Here is a 21,735-nt window from a genome sequence, read left to right as displayed (position 1 = left end):
TGAGCTTGCGGCGGCCGGCTCGCGGCATGGTCTGTTACAATTCGAGCCGATCCATCAGTTTGAGCAGCATCGCCGCGCCTTCCGCGCGTGTTGCGGAATCGGCCGGTCCAAAGCTGCCGTCCGTTCTTCCTTGGATAATGCCCAGGCTATACACATCTTCTACCGCTGATTTGGCCCAAGGCTGCACGTCCGACAGGTCGGTGAAGGCCGCCGGGTTACTCACCGGTGTGGCTACTCCCGCGCGCTGCAGCGCCCGCATAATCATAACGGCCATTTCCTGGCGGGTGATGACATCATTTGGACGGAAGGAAGTTCCATCTCCCTTGATGATGCCGGCGGATGCTGCCTTGGCGACATCTTCGGCGTACCATGCATTCGTCGCAACATCCTTAAATGTGTTAAGACTTCCTGCTTCAAGCCCCAGCGTTCTCGATAAAAGTGCGGCGAATTCCGCACGGGTGATCGTCTGGTTCGGAGCGAATTGACCGCTGCCTACACCGTCAATAATGTTCCGCGCCGCCATGATTTCGATGGAGCGCCGCGCCCAGTGATTCGTAATGTCGGTGAATGTCCGCGTCGATTCGGCGACGAGGAAGACCCCGGTATTCCCTGTCTTCAGCACAAGCTTGCCGCCGGTTTGGCGCCCTCCGGCGTATGTCCAGCCGCTGCCGGACGAGTTCCGTGTGTAGACCGCCAGCTTGTCCGCATCCGGAGTTCCATCCGGGAGCGGGAAGCGCATCAGCGCATCAGCGCCGACAGTTGCGAGCTCGACACCGTCCGCCGAAGCACTCAGGCGGTAGGCCGACTTTCCGGCGGTGTCCGCCGCAGACGATAGCTGATTCACATCAAGGATTCCGACATTCAGCTTGAGGGCTTGTCCATTCGGCAAACCGCCCGCCGGAATAATCCATTCCAGACCGGAATCCTTAATCATTAACGGCTTGCCCGCTGCCTTAATCTTGGCGAAAGTTTCGGCTGTAATGGACACTGTCTTATTGCCGTTCTTGGCGGCCGTTCCATCCAGGTCGATGATAAGCTGAGCAGAAGCTGTATTCTTCAGGGCGCTTTTCAGCCATGCGTCATCGGCGGTAAACACGCCTTCCGTGCTGGTTTCGCTCGTCACCGAGGAAATCAAGCTTCCACCTCCGCCTCCACTGCTGCCAGTGCCTGTACCGCTGCCGTCTCCGTTGCCGGTGCTTGTTCCGCTGCCGTCTCCGTTGCCGGTGCCTGTTCCGCTGCCGTCTCCATTTCCGGTACCTGTACCGCTGCCGTCTCCATTGCCGGTGCCTGTACCGCTGCCGTCTCCGTTGCCGGTGCCTGTTCCGCTGCCGTCTCCGTTGCCGGTGCCTGTTCCGCTGCCGTCTCCATTTCCGGTACCTGTACCGCTGCCGTCTCCATTGCCGGTGCCTGTACCGCTGCCGTCTCCGTTGCCGGTGCCTGTTCCGCTGCCGTCTCCGTTGCCGGTGCCTGTTCCGCTGCCGTCTCCATTTCCGGTACCTGTACCGCTGCCGTCTCCATTTCCGGTGCCTGTACCGCCGCCTCCTTCATTGCTTGAATCACCAAGTGTGGTTACACTTACCGTCGGACCGTCACTGCTCTCAAGCCCTTCAGCATCCACCGCTTCCACCTTGAAGGTATAAGTCGTAGCCGGGCTCAGTCCACTCACGGTATAAGTAGCTTCTGTTACGGTAGTCGAAGCCAGCAATTCCCCGTTCCGGTATATCCGGTATTCTGCAACGCCGGAATCGTCAACCGCTCCACTCCATGTCAGCTTCGCTCCAGTTGTGTCGACATCGGATGCCGTCAGGCTCCCCTCGTTCCAGGTCGGGGCTATACTTGGCGTCCAGGAAGCATCTCCATAAAGCACAAACTGAGTGAAGTGCTTCGTCCAGACGACCAGATCACTTCCGACCGTAATAACTCCGTCGCCGCCAGCAGGCAGCGCGTCACCTTCACTTTGACTATCAGTACTCATTGGATGGTCGATCTTCGTAAATACACCGTCACGGAAATAGCCGACCTTAAGACCCTTTTGGCCCGGGAATACCACACGTACTGCCCGGTCTGCGGTCAGGGGCACTTCACGCGAACCGATTTCCACAACAGAATGAATTACTGCGTCATCAGCCGCATCCGAAGGCAACACGACCCCCGTATCGGCCGGATCGATTAAGATTGGCGCCAGGAACTGGCCGTTCCAGCCCGCCCCACCCGTGAGGCTGATGCCGTGAGGCAGCGTGACCAGAACCGGACTTCCCGGATTCAGATCCGCAACCGTGGTTCTTAAGTCAATTCCCGGCAGATTGCGTGCAACCGGCTCTTGACCGGAATGGTCAACCAGCGGAGACAGATCAAGCGCCGAATTCGCCGCCCCCGAAGGGATCGTAACCACTGTGCCGTCCGGAGTTTCGGAGCCGATTGCAATATAGGCAGCCTTTCCTCCCGGTATTGTTACTACCTTGTCTGTACTAATGGAAGTTGTTGTGAAATAGACCTCTTTGTCATAGCCCAACGTATGGCTGTTGTTGGAGGTAACCTCTTTGCCGACGAACAGCTTATATTTCGTGTTCAGCTTGAGCGGCTCTGCAGGGGTGACAAACAAATATCTTCGTTCATCAAAATTAGAGCTTGCTGTTACTTCAACAGGCACTTCAAACTGTTCACCCTCGCGAATCTCATACAGCTTGAAATATTGCTTATTAGTCTCAACCTTACCTGCAACGTTGTTGTAGAAGAACACTTTGATCGTAGGCATCAGCGGCACGTCCACCGCATCTTCCACCGACATCCCGAACGTGGACACCGGTGTGCTGAGCTCTGTTAAGGAATTGTACATTTGATAAGTCGAACTTAAGGTTTCACTGACGATAAACGGATTTGGCACGGAGCCGCCGCCCGATCCGTTGCCGGCGCCGCTGCCGAAAGGTGCTGTCTGTGCGAACATTTCAGTATCGTATTTTAGTAATGAAGACGTATTGCCTGCGGCATCTGTCGCACTGACAGAAAAGATGTAATGATCATTTCCGGACAGAGTAATTGCATAGTTGAACGTCTGTCCGTCAACAACAGCTTCATATGAAGCCGAAGGGTTGGTCAAGTTGTTGACATAAACGCGGTATTGTACAACACCCTCATCATCCGATGCCGTCGGCCACGTAACTAAAGTGCTGTTTAATGAGGTATAAATAATACTGGGACGGTCTGTGCCTGGCCATAAAGGTGGTGTCGTATCCGGTGCTTTCTGTGTACGGACTTTGACCTCTGGGCCATCAAGGCCCCAATTCGCTTCATCATCTATTGCTTCAACTTTGAAAGTATATTCCGTATCACTCTTCAGGTTATAAATGTCACTGTAATACACGGCATCTGTAACGCTGTAATCATAGACGGCACCGGTCACGTTCAGCCCGTCCTTCAGCAGCTTGTATCCAATTACCGTACCATTGTCCTCGGCCGCTGGCCAGGTCAGTCGCAGATGATCGTAGCTATCCGTGTAAGCGGCCGATAAGGCACTGCCTGCAGGCCAGACCGGAGCGAATGAATCTGGAATGGCAATCGGATCTGAATATACGGGGGTAGTTGTCCAGTTCCCCGCCTTATCCACTGCCTCCACCTGGAAAGCATAGGTATCGCCTGGTATCATTCCGCTTACCTGATACGTATTAATCGAACCAGACACACTGCCGAGCAGTCTGTAGACGTCTTCACCCAATGTGACGTTTCGGGAATAGATCAGATACTCATCAATCCCTGAGTTGTCCGACGCTTCGGGCCAATGGAGGGTCAGGCCTGCGGGAGCAATATCGGTAGCCGTTACCTCACCCGTATTCCATTCGGGCGGTTCCGCATCTGCGCCCGCTGCGAACAGTGTGTCAGAATCAAGCTTGACGATAAGGCCCTCGTAGCTGGCTCCGGAGTTCATTGAAGTCTGGTAGCCTCGTGAGGGTACGCTAAAAGGCGGTAAATCAGTAATTGAACTGGAAACATATAAGGTTCCATTATCGCCTGCTACAAGTGTAGTCGGGAACAGAACATTCGCCGCACCGAAATATGTGGTACGGGTGTTATTCAAGTTATGATCGAACTTGGCGATAAACCCATTCTCACCATTAGAATACGATGGCTGATAACTCATTTGCCCGTCGACAGGCAAGTCAGAAGAAGTGGTATACCCGGAAACGTACAGGTTATGCGATGAATCGATCGTCATTTTATGTGGAGCTTCATATGAGTTCCCATTAAATACAGTCATTGCGGACTTAGTCTTCAAATCTGCCGATAGCTTGATGATAAATATGCTATCAGCATCGGATGGAATGGCTACTCCGGTTGTAAAGTCACCTGCCGCATAGGTCTGCCCCGAGCCAACAGCGTATACGTAATCCTCTCCATCTCCATCTGTTACGTATTGAACGTCAACGATGGATTCCACCGATCTCTTTTGCGCTGTTGTCGTACCATTGACCCCTACAAAAGTTCCCGCAGTAACTTCGGTAAGACTGTTATTCAGAATGGCAATATATCCATCAGCACCAGTTCCCGCAACTGTACTATCGTAAGCCCCGTCAGAAAGCGTAAAACCTCCGTTATTAGCAGAGCTAAACCCGCTAGTCGCACTTCCGGCGGCGACAATCCGTCCGTCTGGTGTGACATCCAGGCTATTAAGTTCAAAAGCGGTGCCAGATTTTGCGTTTCCTCCGAGATAGGTGGCTTCGCTTTTGTTCAGACTGCCATCCAGTTTGAAGATGATTCCGGCTTTAGAACTGGGAATCTGAGATTGAACAGTTCCAGGGGTCGCCAAACCGGCATTCGACGTTGTTCCAGCTATGAATACTTCGGGTTCTCCTCCATTATCGGCCACAGCTAAGTCCGAATAAGTGACGTTCTCCGATTGATCGATAATTCCGGAGTCCTTGAGTTCATTTAATGCCCCGTTGAATCGGGCCACATAAATCTTTGTTTTTCCGCTTTCGGGCGGCTCCCCTGCATTATGCGGAATATCGGTTGATGCAGTGGTGCCTGCGATATATACATCACCGTTAAGCAATTTAATATTTCTGCCGGTATCGCTCCCTGATCCTCCCAAGAACGTGGAGGCAATCAAATGTGTTAAACTGCTGTTGAACTTTGCCACAATGATGTCTTTCTCTCCGGCGAGCAAAGGCTGAAATCCAAGCTTCGACGGAAAGTTAGTAGAAGTTGAATAACCGGTCACATATACTGCTCCAACCGAATCTACAGCTATATCGTACAGTATTTCTTCGTTTGAGCCCCCAAGAAACGTGGCTGCAAGCAGCGGGTCGATGATTAGCGGATATGTCTTATCGTAAGACCCGACCGTGAATCCGTAACGATCGCCATCAACCCGATATTTCACCGGCACATCCACTCGTTGACCATCGATCTCCTGATAAGCAACAGGAGCGGTCAGTTTGACTTCTCCGAGCCCGGTATGAATGAGCAACTGCCTCTCAGGATTTACAGAAATCCCGTCAGCCCCCTGGAGCTGTACAGCAATTAGTGAAGGATCACCTCCAGGTGCAACAGTAAACACCTTCTCCACATTGCTTCCATATGCTCTCAAGGTCACTTCGATCTGATCGAACACCTCTCCGAGACTTACCGTATTAAAGCCTTGAATGTTCTTGAACCAGTCGTTTGGGCCGCTCCCCATAAATGCGTTCATTTGGGTTGAGGAAGGACTCAGCCCTTTGATCTGCAGCGGTCGCCCTCCGGCAAACGTTTCGCTTAGAGCCCATCCCCCTTTGTCTTCCTGAGTGGATGTCAGGTTATAGGTCAGGCCGTTATCTGAGATAAAAACTCTCCCGGCAAACGTATCGGTGTAGTACTCAACTTGCCCGTTGCTGATCTGCCCCACATTTTTGATAAAAGGAATGGGTAATTTATCCAATGCTTCCTGCTGTTCCGAAGATAAATTGACGTTATTCCCCTGTACTGTGCTCCCCGCTTCCTCAGCCGAGACGTAAGCAGACATCTGGAACGGGCCAAATGCCGTATTCAGCAACAGAAAAAAGAGCAGGCCCACTGCCAGCACACTTCGTTTTTTCATGTTCATCACTCCTATTCATGATTATTCTTTGTATCGATATGTAAAAGACCGCAGCCCATGATAGAAGGGACGGCCATGTCTTCATAGTTAATGAGTCTCTTGAAACAGTGTAATGTCAGTCACACTGTTTCAAGAGACAATAAAAAGTCAGTCTGTTGTTATGCTCGTGTAACCCACATTAAGGAATCACTACCGCGCTGGCCGTCGGCAGCGAAAATCCGGATTCAAGCCCGAAAGAAGCTGCGTCAATCGGAACGACACGGAAATAATAACTTCCAGATACTAATGTTGGTGTCGTAAAGGATGTGCCTGTTACAATGCTTACGTTCAATTTCGTCCAGTTCGAGTTAAAACCAAACGGTGTACTGCTGTAATACACGTTATAGCCGTATGGCGCAGGGGTAATGCTCGTGTTGGAGTTGCCTGACCAACTGACCGTGACATTGCTGCCGGATACGGAAGTTGTTGGTACAGCGTCGGTCCACGCAGACAAGTCACTGTCGACGGTATCGAACGATGTGGAGCCTCCACTGTAGGAATTGCTGCTCACATCCGTAAAGCTTGGCATAGTCAGGGTGTAGGAGTTGGAACCGGAGCTGTCCAGATTGTACGCGATATTGGCGTTTCCTTTACCGGTAAGCGGGAAGAACAACGTATTGTGTTCATCATTGGCATGCGGCGTATATGCTTCCGCACCGGTAACTGCTGTGCCGTCAATGGTGCTGTCCTGGGTTACTGTCGTGGCGCCATTAACAAAGTTCGTGCTTAAGCTGCTCAATACTGTACTCGTATTCGAGATAGGCCGGTCAACCACCGCAACAATATTGGACTCATAAGCGGCTTCAATCGATCCATCCGTCAAGAAAGTAACGGCCGGTGTTCCGGTATAGGCACCTGCGTTGGTCGGTGTCTTCATCAGGAATGTGATGTCATTATGCTGATAATAATTTCCAAGCGTAATTCCGTTGTTCGCCGCGATGGTCGAGCTCAACGTAATGTCATACAGCTTGTCGTAATCCAGGTTGGAGGCCAGGGTCAGCGTGACCGTTGAACCGACATCCAATTGGCTGTCGCTGCAGCCGCTGTATCCGGTGCCTGTGGACAAAGCTCTGCTGCTGACGGCAACCGTTGTTGCACTGCTGTGCTCCTTGACTTTGAACTGGCTGACATCGAGCTGTGCGGAGCTCAGCGTCTTGTCAAAGTACAAATACAGCTTGTTGCGATCCGTATTCGTGAATTTGTAGCCGTTGAAATTGAGCGCCTTGTTTCCACTGCCGCTGCCGCCGCCTGCGCCGCCCGAACCATTGAAGTTCAATGCCGACGCAGAACCCGCGCCTACAAGCGAAATAAGTAAAGATAGAGTAACCAATGCCGATTTTTTGATTTTTCCAGTAAACATGTTCTTCCTCCCCAAGTTTATATTTACTTGAACTGCGACTTCTCCGCCCGAATCAATCGGACAAGCATTGACTACCGCATCCCCTCCTGGAACCAGAATTGAAGTTATATCTATACCGCCATCCATCCGGTCAGGACGGACGGCGGAGGGTGTATCTTTACGCTAGCACGCTAGTACAATTCAATTCATTATTCCTTGGGTCGCTTTCCTCTCGCTTGTTTCCGGCGATAGGACACACGCTCCCAGATAAACCACCCTGCGAGCAGCACGGCGGCTGCGGCCATCATCAGCCGCCAATGCCAATCCACCGCGCCGCCGGTCTCCGACAGCGCCGGCGTATCTTCCGCCGCGCTGCCGCCCGCGGCGGCATCCCCACCGGCAGCTTGCTCGCCGGTGATCGCCGTGCCCGAATCCGCTCCGCCCGGATTCGGACTCCCGCCGGCCGGCTCCGCCGATGCGGCCGGCGCCGGTGCGGCCCCCGCCGGAGCTGCGCTCGGCGGGGTCGTTCCGTCGGCCGAAGCCACGGCCGACGGCGAAGCTTCCGCCGCGGACGGCGACGCGGCGGGCGTGCTCTCCGGCTGCGCGCTTGGCGCCGCGGCCGATGGGGTCGTCTGCGGCGCTTCGCCCGCCGCAGATGCCGCAGCGTGCGAAGCCGCTGCGGAGGCCGCGGCCGATGGCTTCACGGCCGGCTTGGCCGATGGCGCGGCAGCGGCGACTGCCGTTCCCGCGCTTGGCTTGGCAGCCGGCTTGGCGCTCGCCGCAGCGGCCGGAGTGGCTGCCGTCTCCTGAGCCGGAGCCGCCTGCGCCTTCACCGTAGTGAACAGCAGCGTGATCCCCCTACCGGAGGTTGTACCCCCAAGCGTGGAAATCCCGTTTTTCGCGAGCAACTCGGGCTTAACCTTCAGGCTATAGCCGACGCCGGGCTTCAAATCTTCAAGCGGCTCAACGAATACAATCTGCCGCTGTGAGAAATCGATGCTGTCGTCCACCTTGGTCACCTCGGCGGGAACCGGGTTCTTGCCGCTGTCCAGAAGCAGAAAACACTCACGGTTGATTCCCCACACCGCACTGTTTACGACATTTTTGTCAAAAGCTATCCTGATCTTCGGCCGCAGCGGAACATCCGCAGCATCGATGATGCTTGTGCCTCCATTCACGAGGGTAGCCGAAACGAAGTTCAGCGGCTTCGCTCCCGGCGTTCCTTCCGACGGCCCGGTGCCGTCACCATTGTCCGCGAATACAGGCGCTGCGGAAGGCCACACCAGCAAGAGCAGCAGCGCGAGACAGACGGTAATCCTCTTGGCAGCGTGTTGAATCAAGGATATTCCCCCTTTTTTATCTATAGATGATCCGTTTTACCAGTTTCGCAGCACCGATAGAAGCAGAAGCAAGGCGACGGCCGATTGAACGACCCGATCCGCTCTTGCATAGCGCAATCCGCGCAGCCGTGTCTCATGAGCTCCGCCCCAGTAGCAGCGGCTCTCCATCGCGACTGCCAGTTCACCTGCACGCTGAAGCGATGAAGCAAGAAGAGGTACCAGAACAGCCGACATGCTGCGGATGCGGACGATCACGGACTTGGATTCCAGAGGAGCCCCTCTGGAACGCTGGGCCATGACGATCTGCTCTGCCTCTTCGCCCACTACCGGTATGAACCGGAGGGCGATGCTGATCAGCATGGCGAATTTGGGGACAGGCACCCCAAGACGGCTCAGCGGGTTTAGGAGCTTCTCGAATCCGGAGGCCAGCTTGATCGGCGATGTCGTCGCCGTCAGCAGACTTGCGCTGAACAGCAGAATCACAAGGCGGAAGGAAGTCAGCATTCCTCGAATAAGACCTTCTTCCGTAACCGTCAGACCGAATGCCGAGAACAGCGGGCGCCCGTCCGTCAGCACAGCCTGCAATACGATCGACAGGAGCAGCATAATCCACAAGCCCCGAAGACCCCGGAGAATTTTCCCGAGCGGCACCTTCGCCAAGCGAAAGCCCAATGCCAGCAGAACCGCAGCCCCGGCGACCTCCGCCGCTTCGGGACGCAGCAGCACAATAAAGGTCAGCGCCAGACAGCCCAAAATTTTCGTCCGCGGGTCCAATCGATGAATCGGGGTGTCGTCATTGTTGAATCGTCCCAGCCTTGCTCCCCTCATATGCGCCCTCCCGTATCAGTGTCAATAGCTGCTCCAGCGCCTCTTCCCGCGATGCGACCTGCGGGTTTACCGGAAAACCGCGTTTGGCAAGTCTCCAGAGCACCTGCATGTATTCCGGCAAAATGCATTCATCCAATCCGTTGCTGCCGATTCCGGCCAGGGTCTCGCCGGGTTGACCGGCCGCGGCCAGCTTCCCGCCGCTTAGCAGAAATAATCGGTCGGCGAGCAGCCCCGCTTCCCGGATGCTATGGGATACCATAACGACCGTACAGCCCATTTCCTTCTGAAGCCGTTTAATCAGAGACAACAGCCCCGATCTGCCGGGTCCGTCAAGACCTGCCGTCGGCTCGTCCAGAATGAGGATTTCCGGACGCATGGCCAGGATTCCGGCAAAAGCGGCCCGCCGCCGCTGCCCGCCGCTGAGCGCAAGCGGGGAGAGAAAGCCGACCTTTTCTGCATCCAGCCCGGCTAGCGCCAGCGCTTCGGCTGCGCGTTCGGCCGCCTCCGACTCATGGATTCCCATATTCCTAAGTCCATAGGAGACGTCCCGGATAACGGTCTCCTCGAACAATTGACGTTCAGGGTATTGAAACAGCAGTCCGACCCGGCGCCACAGGCCGGAGCGGTGGCGGGCATCCGATGTCTTCCCGCCCAGAACCGTCACCTCGCCCTCATCCGGACACAGTAGACCATTCATATGCTGGACAAGCGTCGATTTACCCGATCCGTTCTCCCCCACAATTGCAACAAATTCGCCTTTGTCCACAGTTAGGGAAATGTCTTCCAGGGCTTTACCCCCGAGTTTACGGTCTCCGCCATACCTGAAGCTTACGTGACTCAGCTCAATGACCGGCATAGCCAATCCACCATTTCTTCCACAGTGGATGCAGAGGCTCCACCTCCGATTCCAGTTCTTGCTCTCAGTTCCCGCTGAAGGTAAACCAAATCCGGCATATCCATTCCCCACTTGCCCAATTGCGATCCCTCCTCCAGCAGACGAAACGGCTCCCCGTCACGCTCGACAGTGCCTTGATCCATAACGATCAGCCGGCCGGTCCGCAGCAGCTCTTCGGCATGATGGGAAATCATCAGGATGGTCATGCCAAGCTGGCGGTTGATTTCATGCAGGGTATCCATCAGCTCTCTCCGGCACCATGGGTCCAGCATGGAGGTTGGTTCATCGAGCACCAGATAGCTTGGCCGCATCGCAAGCGCCCCGGCGATCGCCACCCGCTGCTTCTGTCCGCCCGACAACCGGTTCGGATCTTTGTACCGATGCTGCTCCATCCCGGTAACCGATAAAGCCCAATCCACTCTTCTCCTGACTTCCTCGGCAGGCAGCCCCAGATTTTCAGGACCGAAAGCAACATCCTCTTCCACAATTGAACTGACGATCTGGTGATCCGGATGCTGAAACACCATGCCTACCCGGCGCCTGATCTCAATGAGTCTCGAAGGGTCCGAGACCTCGATTCCGTCGATCCTCACCCTTCCGCTTGTTGGCTGCAGCAAGCCGTTAAGCAGGCGGACCAGCGTGCTCTTGCCCGATCCGTTCCGCCCTGCCAACCCCACGAATTCTCCTGCGCCAATCGACAATGTGATGTCATGCAAGATCATGGCCTCTTTTCCGTCCGGCAGCCGAAAAGCTCTGGATACATGATCGAGTTCAATCATAGGGCTGCTCCCAGGCGGTAAGCCGGGGTTTCAACCGGTGAATCAGCATGGACGCAATCAGACCGCCTATGGCTCCGAATACGATATGGGTCAGGGAGGAGTAACCGAGGCCCAGTGCCAGAAAGCCCATCGGCAGATCAAGCAGCACACCGAGCAGCAGCGACACTAACAGCTTCGAGAGACTGGTCAACGCACCGCAGATGACACCGACGAACGGGTTGCCGAGACGATGGAAGAACAGCGGAGACATGATATCAAGCAGTAAGCCGGGAGCCAAATATTTAAAAAAGATAAAGATGCCCTCCTTGCCAAGCCCCAGGAGAACGGCAAGCACTCCGGACACGGCTCCCATAATGATCCCTCCGCCGAACTTCGGGATCAGGCCTTTGCCCAGAATCAGCAGGCCCATCCACCATACGCTGGTATGTCCCGGGAGCTGGAGCGGCAGCCTTGTCACATCATTGACCACCGACACCATCGTTCCAAACATGGTGAATCTCAGCACATCTGCCAGTCCTAGTCTGAACAGGAACCTGCCCGGAGCTTTGGCGAGCTTCTCCGACAGCTTGACGTTATCTTTGACTTCAGGCGTAATCTCCATTGCCATCCCCCTTACTGAACTTTGTTAATCTCACTCACGTCGCGGACAAGAATATGTTCCGGCTTCTCCGTATCGACAAGATCCGCTGTGCCATGCTCATTGAGGGCGAGTACGTAAGGCCCGTCCAAATCTTTCTTATCTCCGAGATATTTCTCCCCGTCTTTCAAGCCCTTGACCTCCACCTTCTCGTATCCGCTAAGTCCTGATGCTCCAATGACATACAGCAGCGTCGGTCCTTCGGCCGATCCGTCATTGGGGAACTGCTGAACCATCAGCGACTTCAGAACATCGATCCCCATAAGCGCCACCAGAGAACCCGAGCTTTCATCCTGAACCTTAATGATGGTCCCCGATTTCAAGCCTCTGTTGCGGTCCAGCGCCTCAAGACCATAAGCAGCAGGGATAATGAGGATGACAATCAGCAGGCCAAGGATTATTCGAAGTCTCAATCCCTTCACCCGAGAACCCCCTTTGGTTATGTTTGATTATTTTTAATTAATAATCACTTCTGAATCGCAAGATAATTGCCGAATTTAATCTGTATTTATTATATTTAGATATATTTAACCCCAACAAGATCATTTTCGCGTCATTTAAGAACAATCTATGAAAGTGTGTGAGAATATTTGACATTTTTCCTTTTGCATTCATGAAATGTTCTGAAAATGTTGTCGAAACTTCACATTTATCGCCTTTCATGTGATGTTTATTGACTTCGATATCACATGATTCTGACCAATCTTGCCAACTGCTAATCTGTTTGATCGAAGCCTACAGTAAAAAAACATCACAAAAAACCCCCGCGTCATGCGACGCGAGGGTTTTGGTGATTCGTTCTTATAGGCTGAAGCTTATGCGCGGGAGATATACTTGCCTTCGCGCGTATCGACCAACAGTACATCGTCTTCATTGATGAAGAGCGGAACCTGAACCGACAGACCGGTCTCCACCTTGGCCGCTTTGGTAGCGCCCTGAGCTGTGTTGCCTTTAACTCCAGGCTCGGTTTCAATAACTTTCAGCTCCACGCTTGTCGGCAGATTGATGCCGAGCAGTTCGCCCTGGTAGCTGACGATGTTAACCGTCATGTTCTCCTTCAGGAAGTTCAGCTCCCATTCCAGCTGGTCGGCTTCCAGACTGAACTGGTCATATGTCTGGTTGTCCATGAATACATGTTCGGAGCCGCTCGCATACAGGTATTGCACGGCGCGGTTCTCGATCACGGCGCGGCCGATCGTTTCGCCGGCGCGGAATGTGCGTTCAACGGTATTGCCGTTGCGCAGGTTCTTGAGCTTGGAGCGGACGAACGCCGCACCTTTACCCGGTTTAACGTGCTGGAAGTCCAGCACGGTGAAGATATCGCCGTCTACCTCGACGGTCAGGCCTGTCTTAAAATCATTAACAGAAATCACGAATTAACCCCTCCTGAATTCACTTGAATAGCGTGTTCTTATGAGAACATTAAACCCTTTCTCCCGCTCATAAAGCAAGAGTCCGTCCGAGAAGTTACAGAACGATGTACTCCTTGGACGAATGGGTCAGTCTCTCGACTCCGGTCTCAGTGACGATTACATCGTCTTCGATGCGGACGCCGCCGAGTCCAGGCACATAAATACCCGGTTCTACCGTAACGACCATGCCCGGTTTCAGCACATCATCACTGCGCATAGAGAGGCGCGGCCATTCATGCACTTCCATTCCGAGACCATGGCCCAGGCTGTGTCCGAAGGCGTCGCCGTAGCCCTTGGAGGCGATGATATCGCGCGCCAGGGCGTCGGCTTCCCGGCCGGTCATGCCCGGCTTGATATGCTCAAGCGCATAGAGCTGCGATTCCAGCACAATCTCGTAAATCTCCTTGAGCTTCGCTCCGGGATCGCCGACGGCGATGGTACGCGTGATGTCCGAGCAGTAGCCGTCCAGCAGCGCGCCGAAGTCGAAGGTTACGATATCGCCCTTCTGAATCACTTTCTCGCTGGCTACGCCGTGAGGCATGGCCGAGCGCTCGCCGGAAGCCACGATCGTATCGAATGATGAAGCCGTTGCCCCGTGGCTGCGCATGTAGAACTCCATTTCCAGATCGACATCCCGCTCGGTCATGCCGGGCTTGATCACTTTCAGGATATGGCGGAATGTATCATCCGCGAGATCGGCCGCGCGTCTCATGACGGCAAGCTCTTCCTCATCCTTGAACATGCGAAGCTTCTCTACCGCCTGCGATACCGGAACGAGCGTTGCCGGCTTCAGCGCTTCGGCGTAAGAGGCATAGGAGCCATAGGTAACATCATCCTGCTCGAAGCCGAGCCGGCAATTACCGTTCTTCGGCAGCAGTTCACGCACGGTATCCACAAAGGTGGGCGCATGCTGCACGACCTTAAGTCCTGTCGCCTGCTCGGAAGCCTGGGTCATGTAACGGAAATCGGTCAGCAGATAGGCTTCCTCTTCCGTAATGAGCACATATCCGGAGGAACCGGTGAACCCGCTTAAATAGCGGCGATTAATGCCGCTTGTAATCAATATCGCATCCAGTCCGTGATCCTGCACTACGTTCCGCAGTTTGGAGACCCGGTTGTTGCCCATAATCACATTCTCCTCTCGAAAATAGCCACATTATATTGTAGCATAGCAGGCCTGCGGCTGAGAAGTTTTTTGTGCGCAGCTCTGAATACGGATTTGAAGCCTCAGGTTATGCCGTTCCCAAGCTAGAGTCTCTCTTTCGCTCGTCGGTGAATTCAATGGCGGCCGTATATCCGATGAACAGACCCCATAGCAGAAAGACACAGAACTCCGTAATCACCGTATTCCAGGGTAGCTTGAACGGCGGCTGCAGCAGAAGCGGCCATGATAAGGTCAGGAACAGAATCGCCCACCACAGAACTCCGTATATCATGCCCATCCATGGGCCCTTAACTTTACGGAGCAGCAGGGTATACAGAATTGCACATAGAACGGAGAAGCCGATGAACAGCAGATAGCCTGCGAGCTGCCCGGCCGTTGTAAGCAGAAATTTATGTTTGAAAAAAGGTTCGCCGAGAAATCCCGGAACTACCTTTGTGAAACGAATGGCGTAGAAGAGCCAGTGCACCCCGCCCCAGATCAAACCGGCGAAAAATCCGGTCTCCATCGCAAAAAACAGCGGATTCGTCATCGGCTTCCGCTGTCCGCCCGATTTATCCATCGTATACTCCCCGTTTCTCTTTCATTTTAGGAGGCATCCGGAGAGATCCGGCTGCACATTCAAGAATAGTATGCACAAGCCGGGGCGTTCCAAGTAGAAAAGTAAACAAAAATTCGTTACAATAATAATGTATAGAGCAAACAATACTTTTTTTGCGGGAAGGTGAATTGGTTGTCCCAGGAAACTCCGAGCTACGGCGGTCAAGCCGTCATCGAAGGCGTGATGTTCGGCGGCAAGCATGTCAACGTGACGGCCGTTAGGCGGAAGAATCAGGAAATCACATTTTTGGAGGTGCCGAGAAGCGAGAAAAGCTGGGTTCTGAAGCTGCGCAAGATTCCGCTCCTTCGCGGCCTTGTCAGTATTATAGATGCCAGCGCCAAAGGCTCAAAGCATTTGAACTATTCCGCCGAGGCCTATGCCGAGGATGAAGGCGGGCCGGAGGAAGCGTCCAAGAAGGAGAAAGAGAAGAAAGATGAAGGCTGGAGTCTCGGCATGATGCTGGGGGTTGCGGTAATGGGGATTCTGTCGTTCATTATCGGCAAAGTCATCTTCACGCTAGTTCCGGTATTCGTGGAGTCATTTTTGTTCGGCAACGCATTCGACAACTACATTCTGCACAACCTGATTGAAGGAGCTATCAAGCTCGTGCTGCTGCTCGTCTATCTGTGGGCCATCTCCCAGACTCCGGTCATCAAAAGGCTGTTTCAGTATCATGGCGCGGAGCATAAGGTGATCAGCGCCTTCGAAGCAGGCGACGAGCTGACTGTCGAGAATGTGCAGAAGCACAGCCGGCTGCATTACCGCTGCGGAAGCAGCTTTATGATGCTGACGATTGTGCTCGGCGTAATTATTTATTCGCTGGCCCCATGGGACAATCTGGTGCAGCGCGTCGTCCAGCGCCTGATTCTTCTCCCGGTCGTTATCGGTGTCTCCTTCGAGGTGCTAAAGGGAACGAACGCTGTCCGCGATATTCCTGTGCTGCGCTATCTCGGGTATCCCGGGCTCTGGCTTCAGCTGCTCACTACCAAGGAACCAAAGGACGATCAGGTTGAAGTCTCCATCGCTTCCTTTAACCGGATGCGTGAGCTGGATGCAGCCATCGAAGCCGAGGGGTATCAGCAAGACAATGTAACCGGAGGTATATTGGACCCTGCGAAAGGATGAGTGGCCTATGAAACGGGATGCTGTGATATTTTGGAGCGCTATTACACTGGCGGCTATCGGACTCGTGTCCGGATTTCTCCAACGAGGACTGGCTTCGCTGCAAGGCTTTATTATTCCGGTCGTTATGATCTTGCTCCTGTTTCTGCTGTACAAATATCCGCCGGGCCGGCTGGGGGCGGGCAGAGGACGCCAGCACCGCAAGGTGAAGCCTTCCCAGAAGACAATGGCCAAGGTTGCCGGAATCCGGAAGAGCCAGCCGCCTACAGCGGCCAAACGCAAAACGTATCCCTTCCGGGTAATCGAAGGCAGCAAAGGCAAGAATGATGATGAACAGCTGCCCAAATACCATTAGTTATGGTCCGAATACAGACGTCCGGCACATTCCATTCGAGTGCGCCGGACGTTTTTGTGAGGTTTCTCAATTATGAGGGCCGGGGCGCCATTTCCGGAAGAACTCACGCCCGGCTTCATAGCCCGATTTGTACAGGGCGTCGCTCTGCTCTGCGGACAGTTCGAATTGGACGGTGCCGACGCCCAGCGTAGGAATTTTGACGGTGCGGACAACCTTCTCCTTCTCGATAAACCGTTCGTCATGCGCCGAGAGCATCGTCTCCACCAGCGCCTGCAGCATGCTGAACGGTCCCGTTATCCGGTTCGGATGCGGCTCCGCCCGGCCGACCATCTGATAGCCGACCACCGGAAGCTGCGAAGCGCCCCCCTTATTGTCTTCATCGAACAGCCACATGGGAAAATTGCTGAGCAGTCCGCCATCGACCATATAGACGAACTGTTCTGCGAAGGTTTTTCCTTGAGAAGCCCTTGCGCTCAATCTGATCATCACCGGGTCAAAAAAATAGGGAATGCTGCAGCTTATGCGCACAGCTCTCGCCACCTCGAAAGAGCCCGGATCTATGCCGTATGACGCCAAATCGTCAGGCAGCACAACCAGTCTGCCATTCGTTATATCCGATGCGATGATGGACAGTTTGCCGTGAGGAAGATCCCGGAAGCAGACAACGCCCTTCCTCTTCAGAATGCCGCGCATCCAGGATTCGAGCGCTTCCCCGGAATACAGTCCTTTTTTCAGAAGCACCCTTATTGGCGGTCCTATAATCCGGGTGTTGAAGACCCATGAACGCTTCATGAAAGACCGGAACGAAGTTTCCCGGATCACCCGGTTCATGCCTTCACCGTCATAGCCCGCGGCGAGCAGGGAAGCGATGATGGAACCTGAAGAAGTGCCCGCCACCCGGCTGAAGGTTACCCCTGCCTCTTCCGAAGCCTTTACCGCTCCTGCCAGTGAAACGCCCTTAACCCCGCCGCCTTCGAACACTGCATGGATTTTCATGCAAGACAAACCCCCGTTCCCATAGACTCTACTGCTTATCTATGAGCACGGGGGTATTTTGATGCGTTCAATATCCGGTTCAGGATTTAAAATAAAAAGTCAGCAGGCTCGTCAAGTCGCCAGGATTGCGGACGGTGATATCATTGGCGCGGAACATGATGCTCCCCTGGATTTCGCTGTAGGTTTCGTTGTACTTCAGTTGGTTGATGATCTGCTGTCCGCTCTGCCATTCGGCGCTTTGAGCCGCATCTCCCACCTTGTACGCCGCCTGTCCGATGTACAGCTTAACCCCGGTGTCCTTCACTTCGTTCACCCACCAATCGACAAGTTTGTCATATCTGGCTGTGTTGAAGGAGAGACTCCAGTAAATCTGCGGCGCCACATAGTCGATCCAGCCCTGCCGGACCCAGGTCCGCACATCGGCGTACATATCGTCATAGGCGCTTACGCCCGCTTTGGTGTCGGAACCCGTGCTGTCCTTGCTGCTGTTGCGCCACACTCCGAATGGGCTGATCCCATAGGAAACATCCGGCTTCACCGCGTGAATCTGGGCGCCAAGCTGCTGTACGAAATCGTTGATGTTGTCGCGCCGCCAATCGGCTATTGAGGCTATGCCCTTGGCGTTATAGGCTTTGAACGTGCTGTCATCCGGAAAGGAGGACGACGGGTAGAAATAATCATCCAGATGGACGCCGTCAATATTGTAGCCCTTCACCACTTCAAGCACCGTGTCGATGATACTCTGCCGGGCTTCGGGTATTCCGGGATTGATATAGTATTTATTGTCCACTTTCATGACCCAATCCGGATGCGCCTTGACGATATGGTTTGAAGACAGCTGAGCTGTGTTCGCGTCAGTAGTCGCGCGGAACGGGTTGAACCAGGCGTGAAACTGCATGCCGCGCTTATGCGTCTCCTCAATCATAAAGGCAAGCGGATCATAGCCGGGGTCCTTGCCCTGTGTGCCCGTCAGCACCTTGGACCAGGGTACGAGGGCTGAGGGGTACAGACTGTCACCCGACGGACGTACCTGTACAAATACGGCATTGAAGCCGACAGCCTGCAGCTTGTCAAGCAATGCGGTGTATTCCTGCTTCTGCTTGTCCGCCTTCCCCGCCGACGAGGACGAAGGCCAGTCCAGATTGAATACCGTGGAAATCCAAACCCCTTTCATCGCCTTTCCGGTGCCAGGAATAGTCGGCACCGTTGGCGATGGAACGCTGGGGACAGTCGGCACGCTTGGAGTTACCGGCGTCGTAACCGGAGGAACTTCGGCAAGCGTGTACAGGGATATCAGCTGCTCCGCCTTGTTCCAGACAACCTGGAGTCCAAGCTGCTCCGCAACAAAACGGATCGGAACCATCACGCGTCCCTGACGGATCAGAACCGAGCTGTCGAGAGCGACGGATGACCCGTTCACCTGCGCAGTGCTCTTTCCGCTGGTCAGCTTCAGCTCGTCTCCGCCCTTGGTGACCGTTACCGTCTTGGTGCTCTGGTTCCATTGAACGCCGGCTTGCAGCCCCTTGCTGATGACGCCCAGCGGCACCATCGTGACGTTCTTGGCATTCAGATAAGGCGGCACCTCGGATGCCAGCGTCGAGCCATCCAGCTCCAGCGTTATGGATGCGGTGGCCGCACGGACGGCGCCTGGCGGCATGAATGGCATCAGGAGTACGATTAGCAATAGTCCAATAATCCAGCTTGTACGTTTCATGTTTCCTCCCCAAATAGTTGCAGCTTCTCTCTGTGCTACACATTTGGACGAAGATAACTGGAAAAAGTTGCGTCAATCAGCAAGAAACGGACCTCCCCGGGCAGGAAAGGTCCGTTCCTCTTCGTTATTAAATTCACGTAATAGGGCAAATGGGGAAAAGCCCGGATCAGGATTCGCTTAGAAACTCATGCTGAATGTCGCTGAGCGCCTTCAGCCTTGCTTCATCCCGGCGGAAATACTCCACCAGCGTCTCAATACAAGTTATGGAATCCCAGCTCAGGTGATGCTCGATTCCTTCCACATCCCTGTAAATGTTCTGCTCCTGGACTCCGATCATGCCGAGAAATTCCTCCAGCAGCTGATGACGGTCAACCAGCCGCTTGCCGACCCTCTTCCCTTTCGTGGTAAGCACAAGCCCCCGGTATTTCTCGTAAATCAGGTACTCGTCTTTGTCCAGTTTTTGGATCATTTTGGTAACGGACGAAGGATGCACTTCCAGTCCCTCTGCAATGTCCGAAACCCGCGCATAACCCTTCTCATCAATCAGCTTGTATATGCGCTCCAGATAATCCTCCATGCTGGGTGTTGGCATGCAATTACCTCTTTTCTATAATAACCATGGCGCTCAAAGCCAAACCTGTCTAAACCATGATACATGTTTCAGCCCGCGCTTGGCAAGTCGAAACCGCCTTCTGCCCGCATCTTTCCGCTCTTATCCCGGTGTTATTTCTCCGGTGAGGCAGCCTTTTCTCCCCCTTTTTGAGATAGGGCCGCCAGTAATCGAAAGAATGCCAGCGTTAGAATTTCAGCCACTCAGGCGTAACGCTCTGCAGCCAGATCGTAATCCGGAACATCTGGTCGCTGAACAGCAGGATGCCCATGAAGACCATCAGCGCGCCCCCAGCTTTCATCAAAGCGCCTGAATATTTCAGCAGCTTTCTTGCCCCTCCCAGAAAGAAAGCCAGGGCAAAGAAAGGAAGGGCGAACCCGACGCTGTACGCCGTGATCAACCGAAACCACATGCCCGGCTCGCTTGCCGACAACGCGATAATCGCCGTCAGAATAGGACCGATGCAGGGCGACCATCCGGCCGAGAATCCGATGCCAAAAATAAAAGAGCCGAGATAACCGGCAGGTCTCCGGCTGATCTCGAGCTTACGTTCGCGCATCAATGCAGCCGGCCGGAAGATGCCGAGCAGAAACAAGCCCATTCCCATAATGAGAATGGCGGACAGCTGCCGGATCAGCTCACGCTGCTCCGCAAAGAAGCGGCCGAACAGCCCGGCTCCGAACCCAAGCGAATAGAATACGACGGAAAATCCAAGGATATAGGCCAGCGTGTGGCTCATCGTGTGCAGACGGGCACTCCGGCGCTGTTCTCCCGCTCTCAGCTGGCCGACCGACAAGCCGGTTATGTACGATAGATAAGAGGGATACAGCGGCAAGCAGCAGGGCGAAATGAACGAGGCCAGTCCGGCAGCCAAGGCAAGTCCCGTATTGACATCCGGCATCTCCCTTCTCCTTTCCGCTTCGGGCATCCTGCACCTGCATTACGATCAGACGGAGAATCCTTTCTTTCCTGCCAGAATCAGCACCAGCAGTGCAATCAGCAGGAGTACGATTGTGGCCCCCGGGGCAAGATTCCAGATCCCGGCGATTACGAGCCCGGCGACCACCGCTATTTCCGCGATGACGACGGACAAAATAACGGAGGTTTTGAAGCTGCGCGCCAGCAGCAGACTGATGGCAACAGGGATCGTCAGCAGAGCCGACACCAGCAGCGACCCTACAATCTTGATGGCCGTACTGATCACCAGCGCCGTCAAGATCGTAATCAGCATATTGAGCATCTTGACCGGCAATCCGCTTACGCTCGCGGCATCTTCCTCAAAGCTCAGCAGGAAGAATTCCTTGAAGAATACGGCGATTACCGAAACGACGGCGATGGTCACGATGCCCACGACCAGTAAATCCGTCGTGTCCAGGGTATAGATGCTGCCAAACAGGTAGCTGATGACGTCCGCGTTATACCCTTTTCCCAGGGTAAAGAACAGCGAGGCCAGCGCCACTCCCCCCGACATAATGACGGCGATGGACAGCTCCGCGTACGTTTTATAGGCTTTACGGAGCCTTTCAATTGCGAACGACGCCAAGACCGCGAAGATCAGACCTGCTCCGAGCGGATAAAAGCCGGTCAGGAACCCGATCGCCACACCTGCCAGCGTCACATGCGCAAGCGTGTCCCCGATCATCGACAGGCGTCTGAGAACAAGAAAAACGCCCATTAGCGGGGCTGTTATTCCAATCAGCAGACCGCCCGCAAGCGCCCGCTGAAAAAAACCGCTGAATAGTATATCCAAGTTATGCTTCTCCTCTCAACTCCCCCGAGCACCAGCTTTCCAGGCGTCTATTCCTGTAAAAACAAACACGGAGGAAGACAACGGAA

The 21,735-nt window shown here is 54.2% G+C and carries 18 protein-coding genes; 2 read left to right on the top strand and 16 right to left on the bottom strand.

Annotation, left to right across the window (positions count from 1 at the left end; all coding sequences use genetic code 11):
* Nucleotides 1-34 precede the first annotated feature (34 nt).
* From KIH86_RS12335 to KIH86_RS12285, 11 genes are all read right to left on the bottom strand, one after another.
* Nucleotides 35-6,070 carry a DUF7948 domain-containing protein gene (locus KIH86_RS12335; RefSeq protein WP_223110487.1) on the bottom strand — a complete coding sequence of 2,012 codons (6,036 nt, stop codon included), beginning with the start codon at nt 6,068-6,070 and terminating at the stop codon, nt 35-37.
* Nucleotides 6,071-6,248: 178 nt separating this feature from the next.
* Nucleotides 6,249-7,469, bottom strand: a complete 1,221-nt coding sequence (locus KIH86_RS12330) for a fibronectin type III domain-containing protein (RefSeq protein ID WP_223086246.1) — start codon at nt 7,467-7,469, stop codon at nt 6,249-6,251.
* A gap of 188 nt (nt 7,470-7,657) precedes the next feature.
* On the bottom strand, nt 7,658-8,788 hold the full coding sequence (locus KIH86_RS12325; RefSeq protein WP_223086245.1) for an Ig-like domain-containing protein: 1,131 nt from the start codon (nt 8,786-8,788) through the stop codon (nt 7,658-7,660).
* Between the two features lie 36 nt (nt 8,789-8,824).
* On the bottom strand, nt 8,825-9,616 hold the full coding sequence (locus KIH86_RS12320; protein WP_223086244.1) for an energy-coupling factor transporter transmembrane component T family protein: 792 nt from the start codon (nt 9,614-9,616) through the stop codon (nt 8,825-8,827).
* On the bottom strand, nt 9,582-10,472 hold the full coding sequence (locus tag KIH86_RS12315; RefSeq protein WP_223086243.1) for an ATP-binding cassette domain-containing protein: 891 nt from the start codon (nt 10,470-10,472) through the stop codon (nt 9,582-9,584). The genes KIH86_RS12320 and KIH86_RS12315 overlap by 35 nt, the downstream gene beginning before the upstream one ends.
* The gene (locus tag KIH86_RS12310; RefSeq protein ID WP_223086242.1) at nt 10,454-11,290 is read right to left on the bottom strand and encodes an energy-coupling factor transporter ATPase; all 837 of its coding nucleotides are present in this window, start codon (nt 11,288-11,290) and stop codon (nt 10,454-10,456) included. The genes KIH86_RS12315 and KIH86_RS12310 overlap by 19 nt, the downstream gene beginning before the upstream one ends.
* On the bottom strand, nt 11,283-11,891 hold the full coding sequence (locus KIH86_RS12305; protein WP_223086241.1) for a hypothetical protein: 609 nt from the start codon (nt 11,889-11,891) through the stop codon (nt 11,283-11,285). Before KIH86_RS12305 ends, KIH86_RS12310 begins: the two co-directional genes overlap by 8 nt.
* Nucleotides 11,892-11,902: 11 nt before the next feature.
* Complete coding sequence (locus KIH86_RS12300; RefSeq protein ID WP_223086240.1) at nt 11,903-12,349, bottom strand: hypothetical protein; 447 nt, start codon at nt 12,347-12,349, stop codon at nt 11,903-11,905.
* Nucleotides 12,350-12,742: 393 nt separating this feature from the next.
* The gene (gene efp / locus KIH86_RS12295; RefSeq protein WP_223086239.1) at nt 12,743-13,300 is read right to left on the bottom strand and encodes an elongation factor P; all 558 of its coding nucleotides are present in this window, start codon (nt 13,298-13,300) and stop codon (nt 12,743-12,745) included.
* Between the two features lie 94 nt (nt 13,301-13,394).
* Nucleotides 13,395-14,465 carry a M24 family metallopeptidase gene (locus KIH86_RS12290; protein WP_223086238.1) on the bottom strand — a complete coding sequence of 357 codons (1,071 nt, stop codon included), beginning with the start codon at nt 14,463-14,465 and terminating at the stop codon, nt 13,395-13,397.
* A 106-nt stretch (nt 14,466-14,571) separates the two neighbouring features.
* On the bottom strand, nt 14,572-15,063 hold the full coding sequence (locus KIH86_RS12285; RefSeq protein WP_223086237.1) for a YqhR family membrane protein: 492 nt from the start codon (nt 15,061-15,063) through the stop codon (nt 14,572-14,574).
* 222 nt (nt 15,064-15,285) lie between these two features.
* On the opposite strand from KIH86_RS12285, the gene KIH86_RS12280 reads away from it, so the two are divergent.
* Together KIH86_RS12280 and KIH86_RS12275 are read left to right on the top strand one after the other, a co-directional pair.
* Nucleotides 15,286-16,227, top strand: coding sequence for a DUF1385 domain-containing protein (locus tag KIH86_RS12280; RefSeq protein ID WP_407672273.1), 942 nt, complete (start codon nt 15,286-15,288; stop codon nt 16,225-16,227).
* 7 nt (nt 16,228-16,234) lie between these two features.
* Nucleotides 16,235-16,579 carry a hypothetical protein gene (locus KIH86_RS12275; protein WP_223086235.1) on the top strand — a complete coding sequence of 115 codons (345 nt, stop codon included), beginning with the start codon at nt 16,235-16,237 and terminating at the stop codon, nt 16,577-16,579.
* A gap of 66 nt (nt 16,580-16,645) precedes the next feature.
* Here the strand turns inward: KIH86_RS12275 and KIH86_RS12270 are convergent, their stop codons facing one another.
* The 5 genes from KIH86_RS12270 to KIH86_RS12250 all read right to left on the bottom strand — a co-directional run bounded on the left by KIH86_RS12270 (nt 16,646) and on the right by KIH86_RS12250 (nt 21,649).
* Complete coding sequence (locus tag KIH86_RS12270) at nt 16,646-17,575, bottom strand: patatin-like phospholipase family protein (protein ID WP_223086234.1); 930 nt, start codon at nt 17,573-17,575, stop codon at nt 16,646-16,648.
* 79 nt (nt 17,576-17,654) lie between these two features.
* Entirely contained in the window at nt 17,655-19,289 is a 1,635-nt protein-coding gene (locus tag KIH86_RS12265) for a family 10 glycosylhydrolase (RefSeq protein WP_223086233.1), read from the bottom strand.
* A gap of 166 nt (nt 19,290-19,455) precedes the next feature.
* Nucleotides 19,456-19,881, bottom strand: coding sequence for a transcriptional regulator MntR (gene mntR, locus KIH86_RS12260; RefSeq protein ID WP_223086232.1), 426 nt, complete (start codon nt 19,879-19,881; stop codon nt 19,456-19,458).
* Between the two features lie 205 nt (nt 19,882-20,086).
* Nucleotides 20,087-20,800 carry a cytochrome c biogenesis CcdA family protein gene (locus tag KIH86_RS12255; RefSeq protein ID WP_223086231.1) on the bottom strand — a complete coding sequence of 238 codons (714 nt, stop codon included), beginning with the start codon at nt 20,798-20,800 and terminating at the stop codon, nt 20,087-20,089.
* 45 nt (nt 20,801-20,845) lie between these two features.
* Complete coding sequence (locus KIH86_RS12250; RefSeq protein WP_223086230.1) at nt 20,846-21,649, bottom strand: metal ABC transporter permease; 804 nt, start codon at nt 21,647-21,649, stop codon at nt 20,846-20,848.
* Between the last annotated feature and the right edge of the window lie 86 nt (nt 21,650-21,735).

Source organism: Paenibacillus sinensis, assembly GCF_019904155.1.
Classification (GTDB): domain Bacteria; phylum Bacillota; class Bacilli; order Paenibacillales; family Paenibacillaceae; genus Paenibacillus_AQ; species Paenibacillus_AQ sinensis.
The sequence above is the reverse complement of the archived record's forward strand: the minus strand, read 5'-3'. Positions and strand labels throughout refer to the sequence as shown.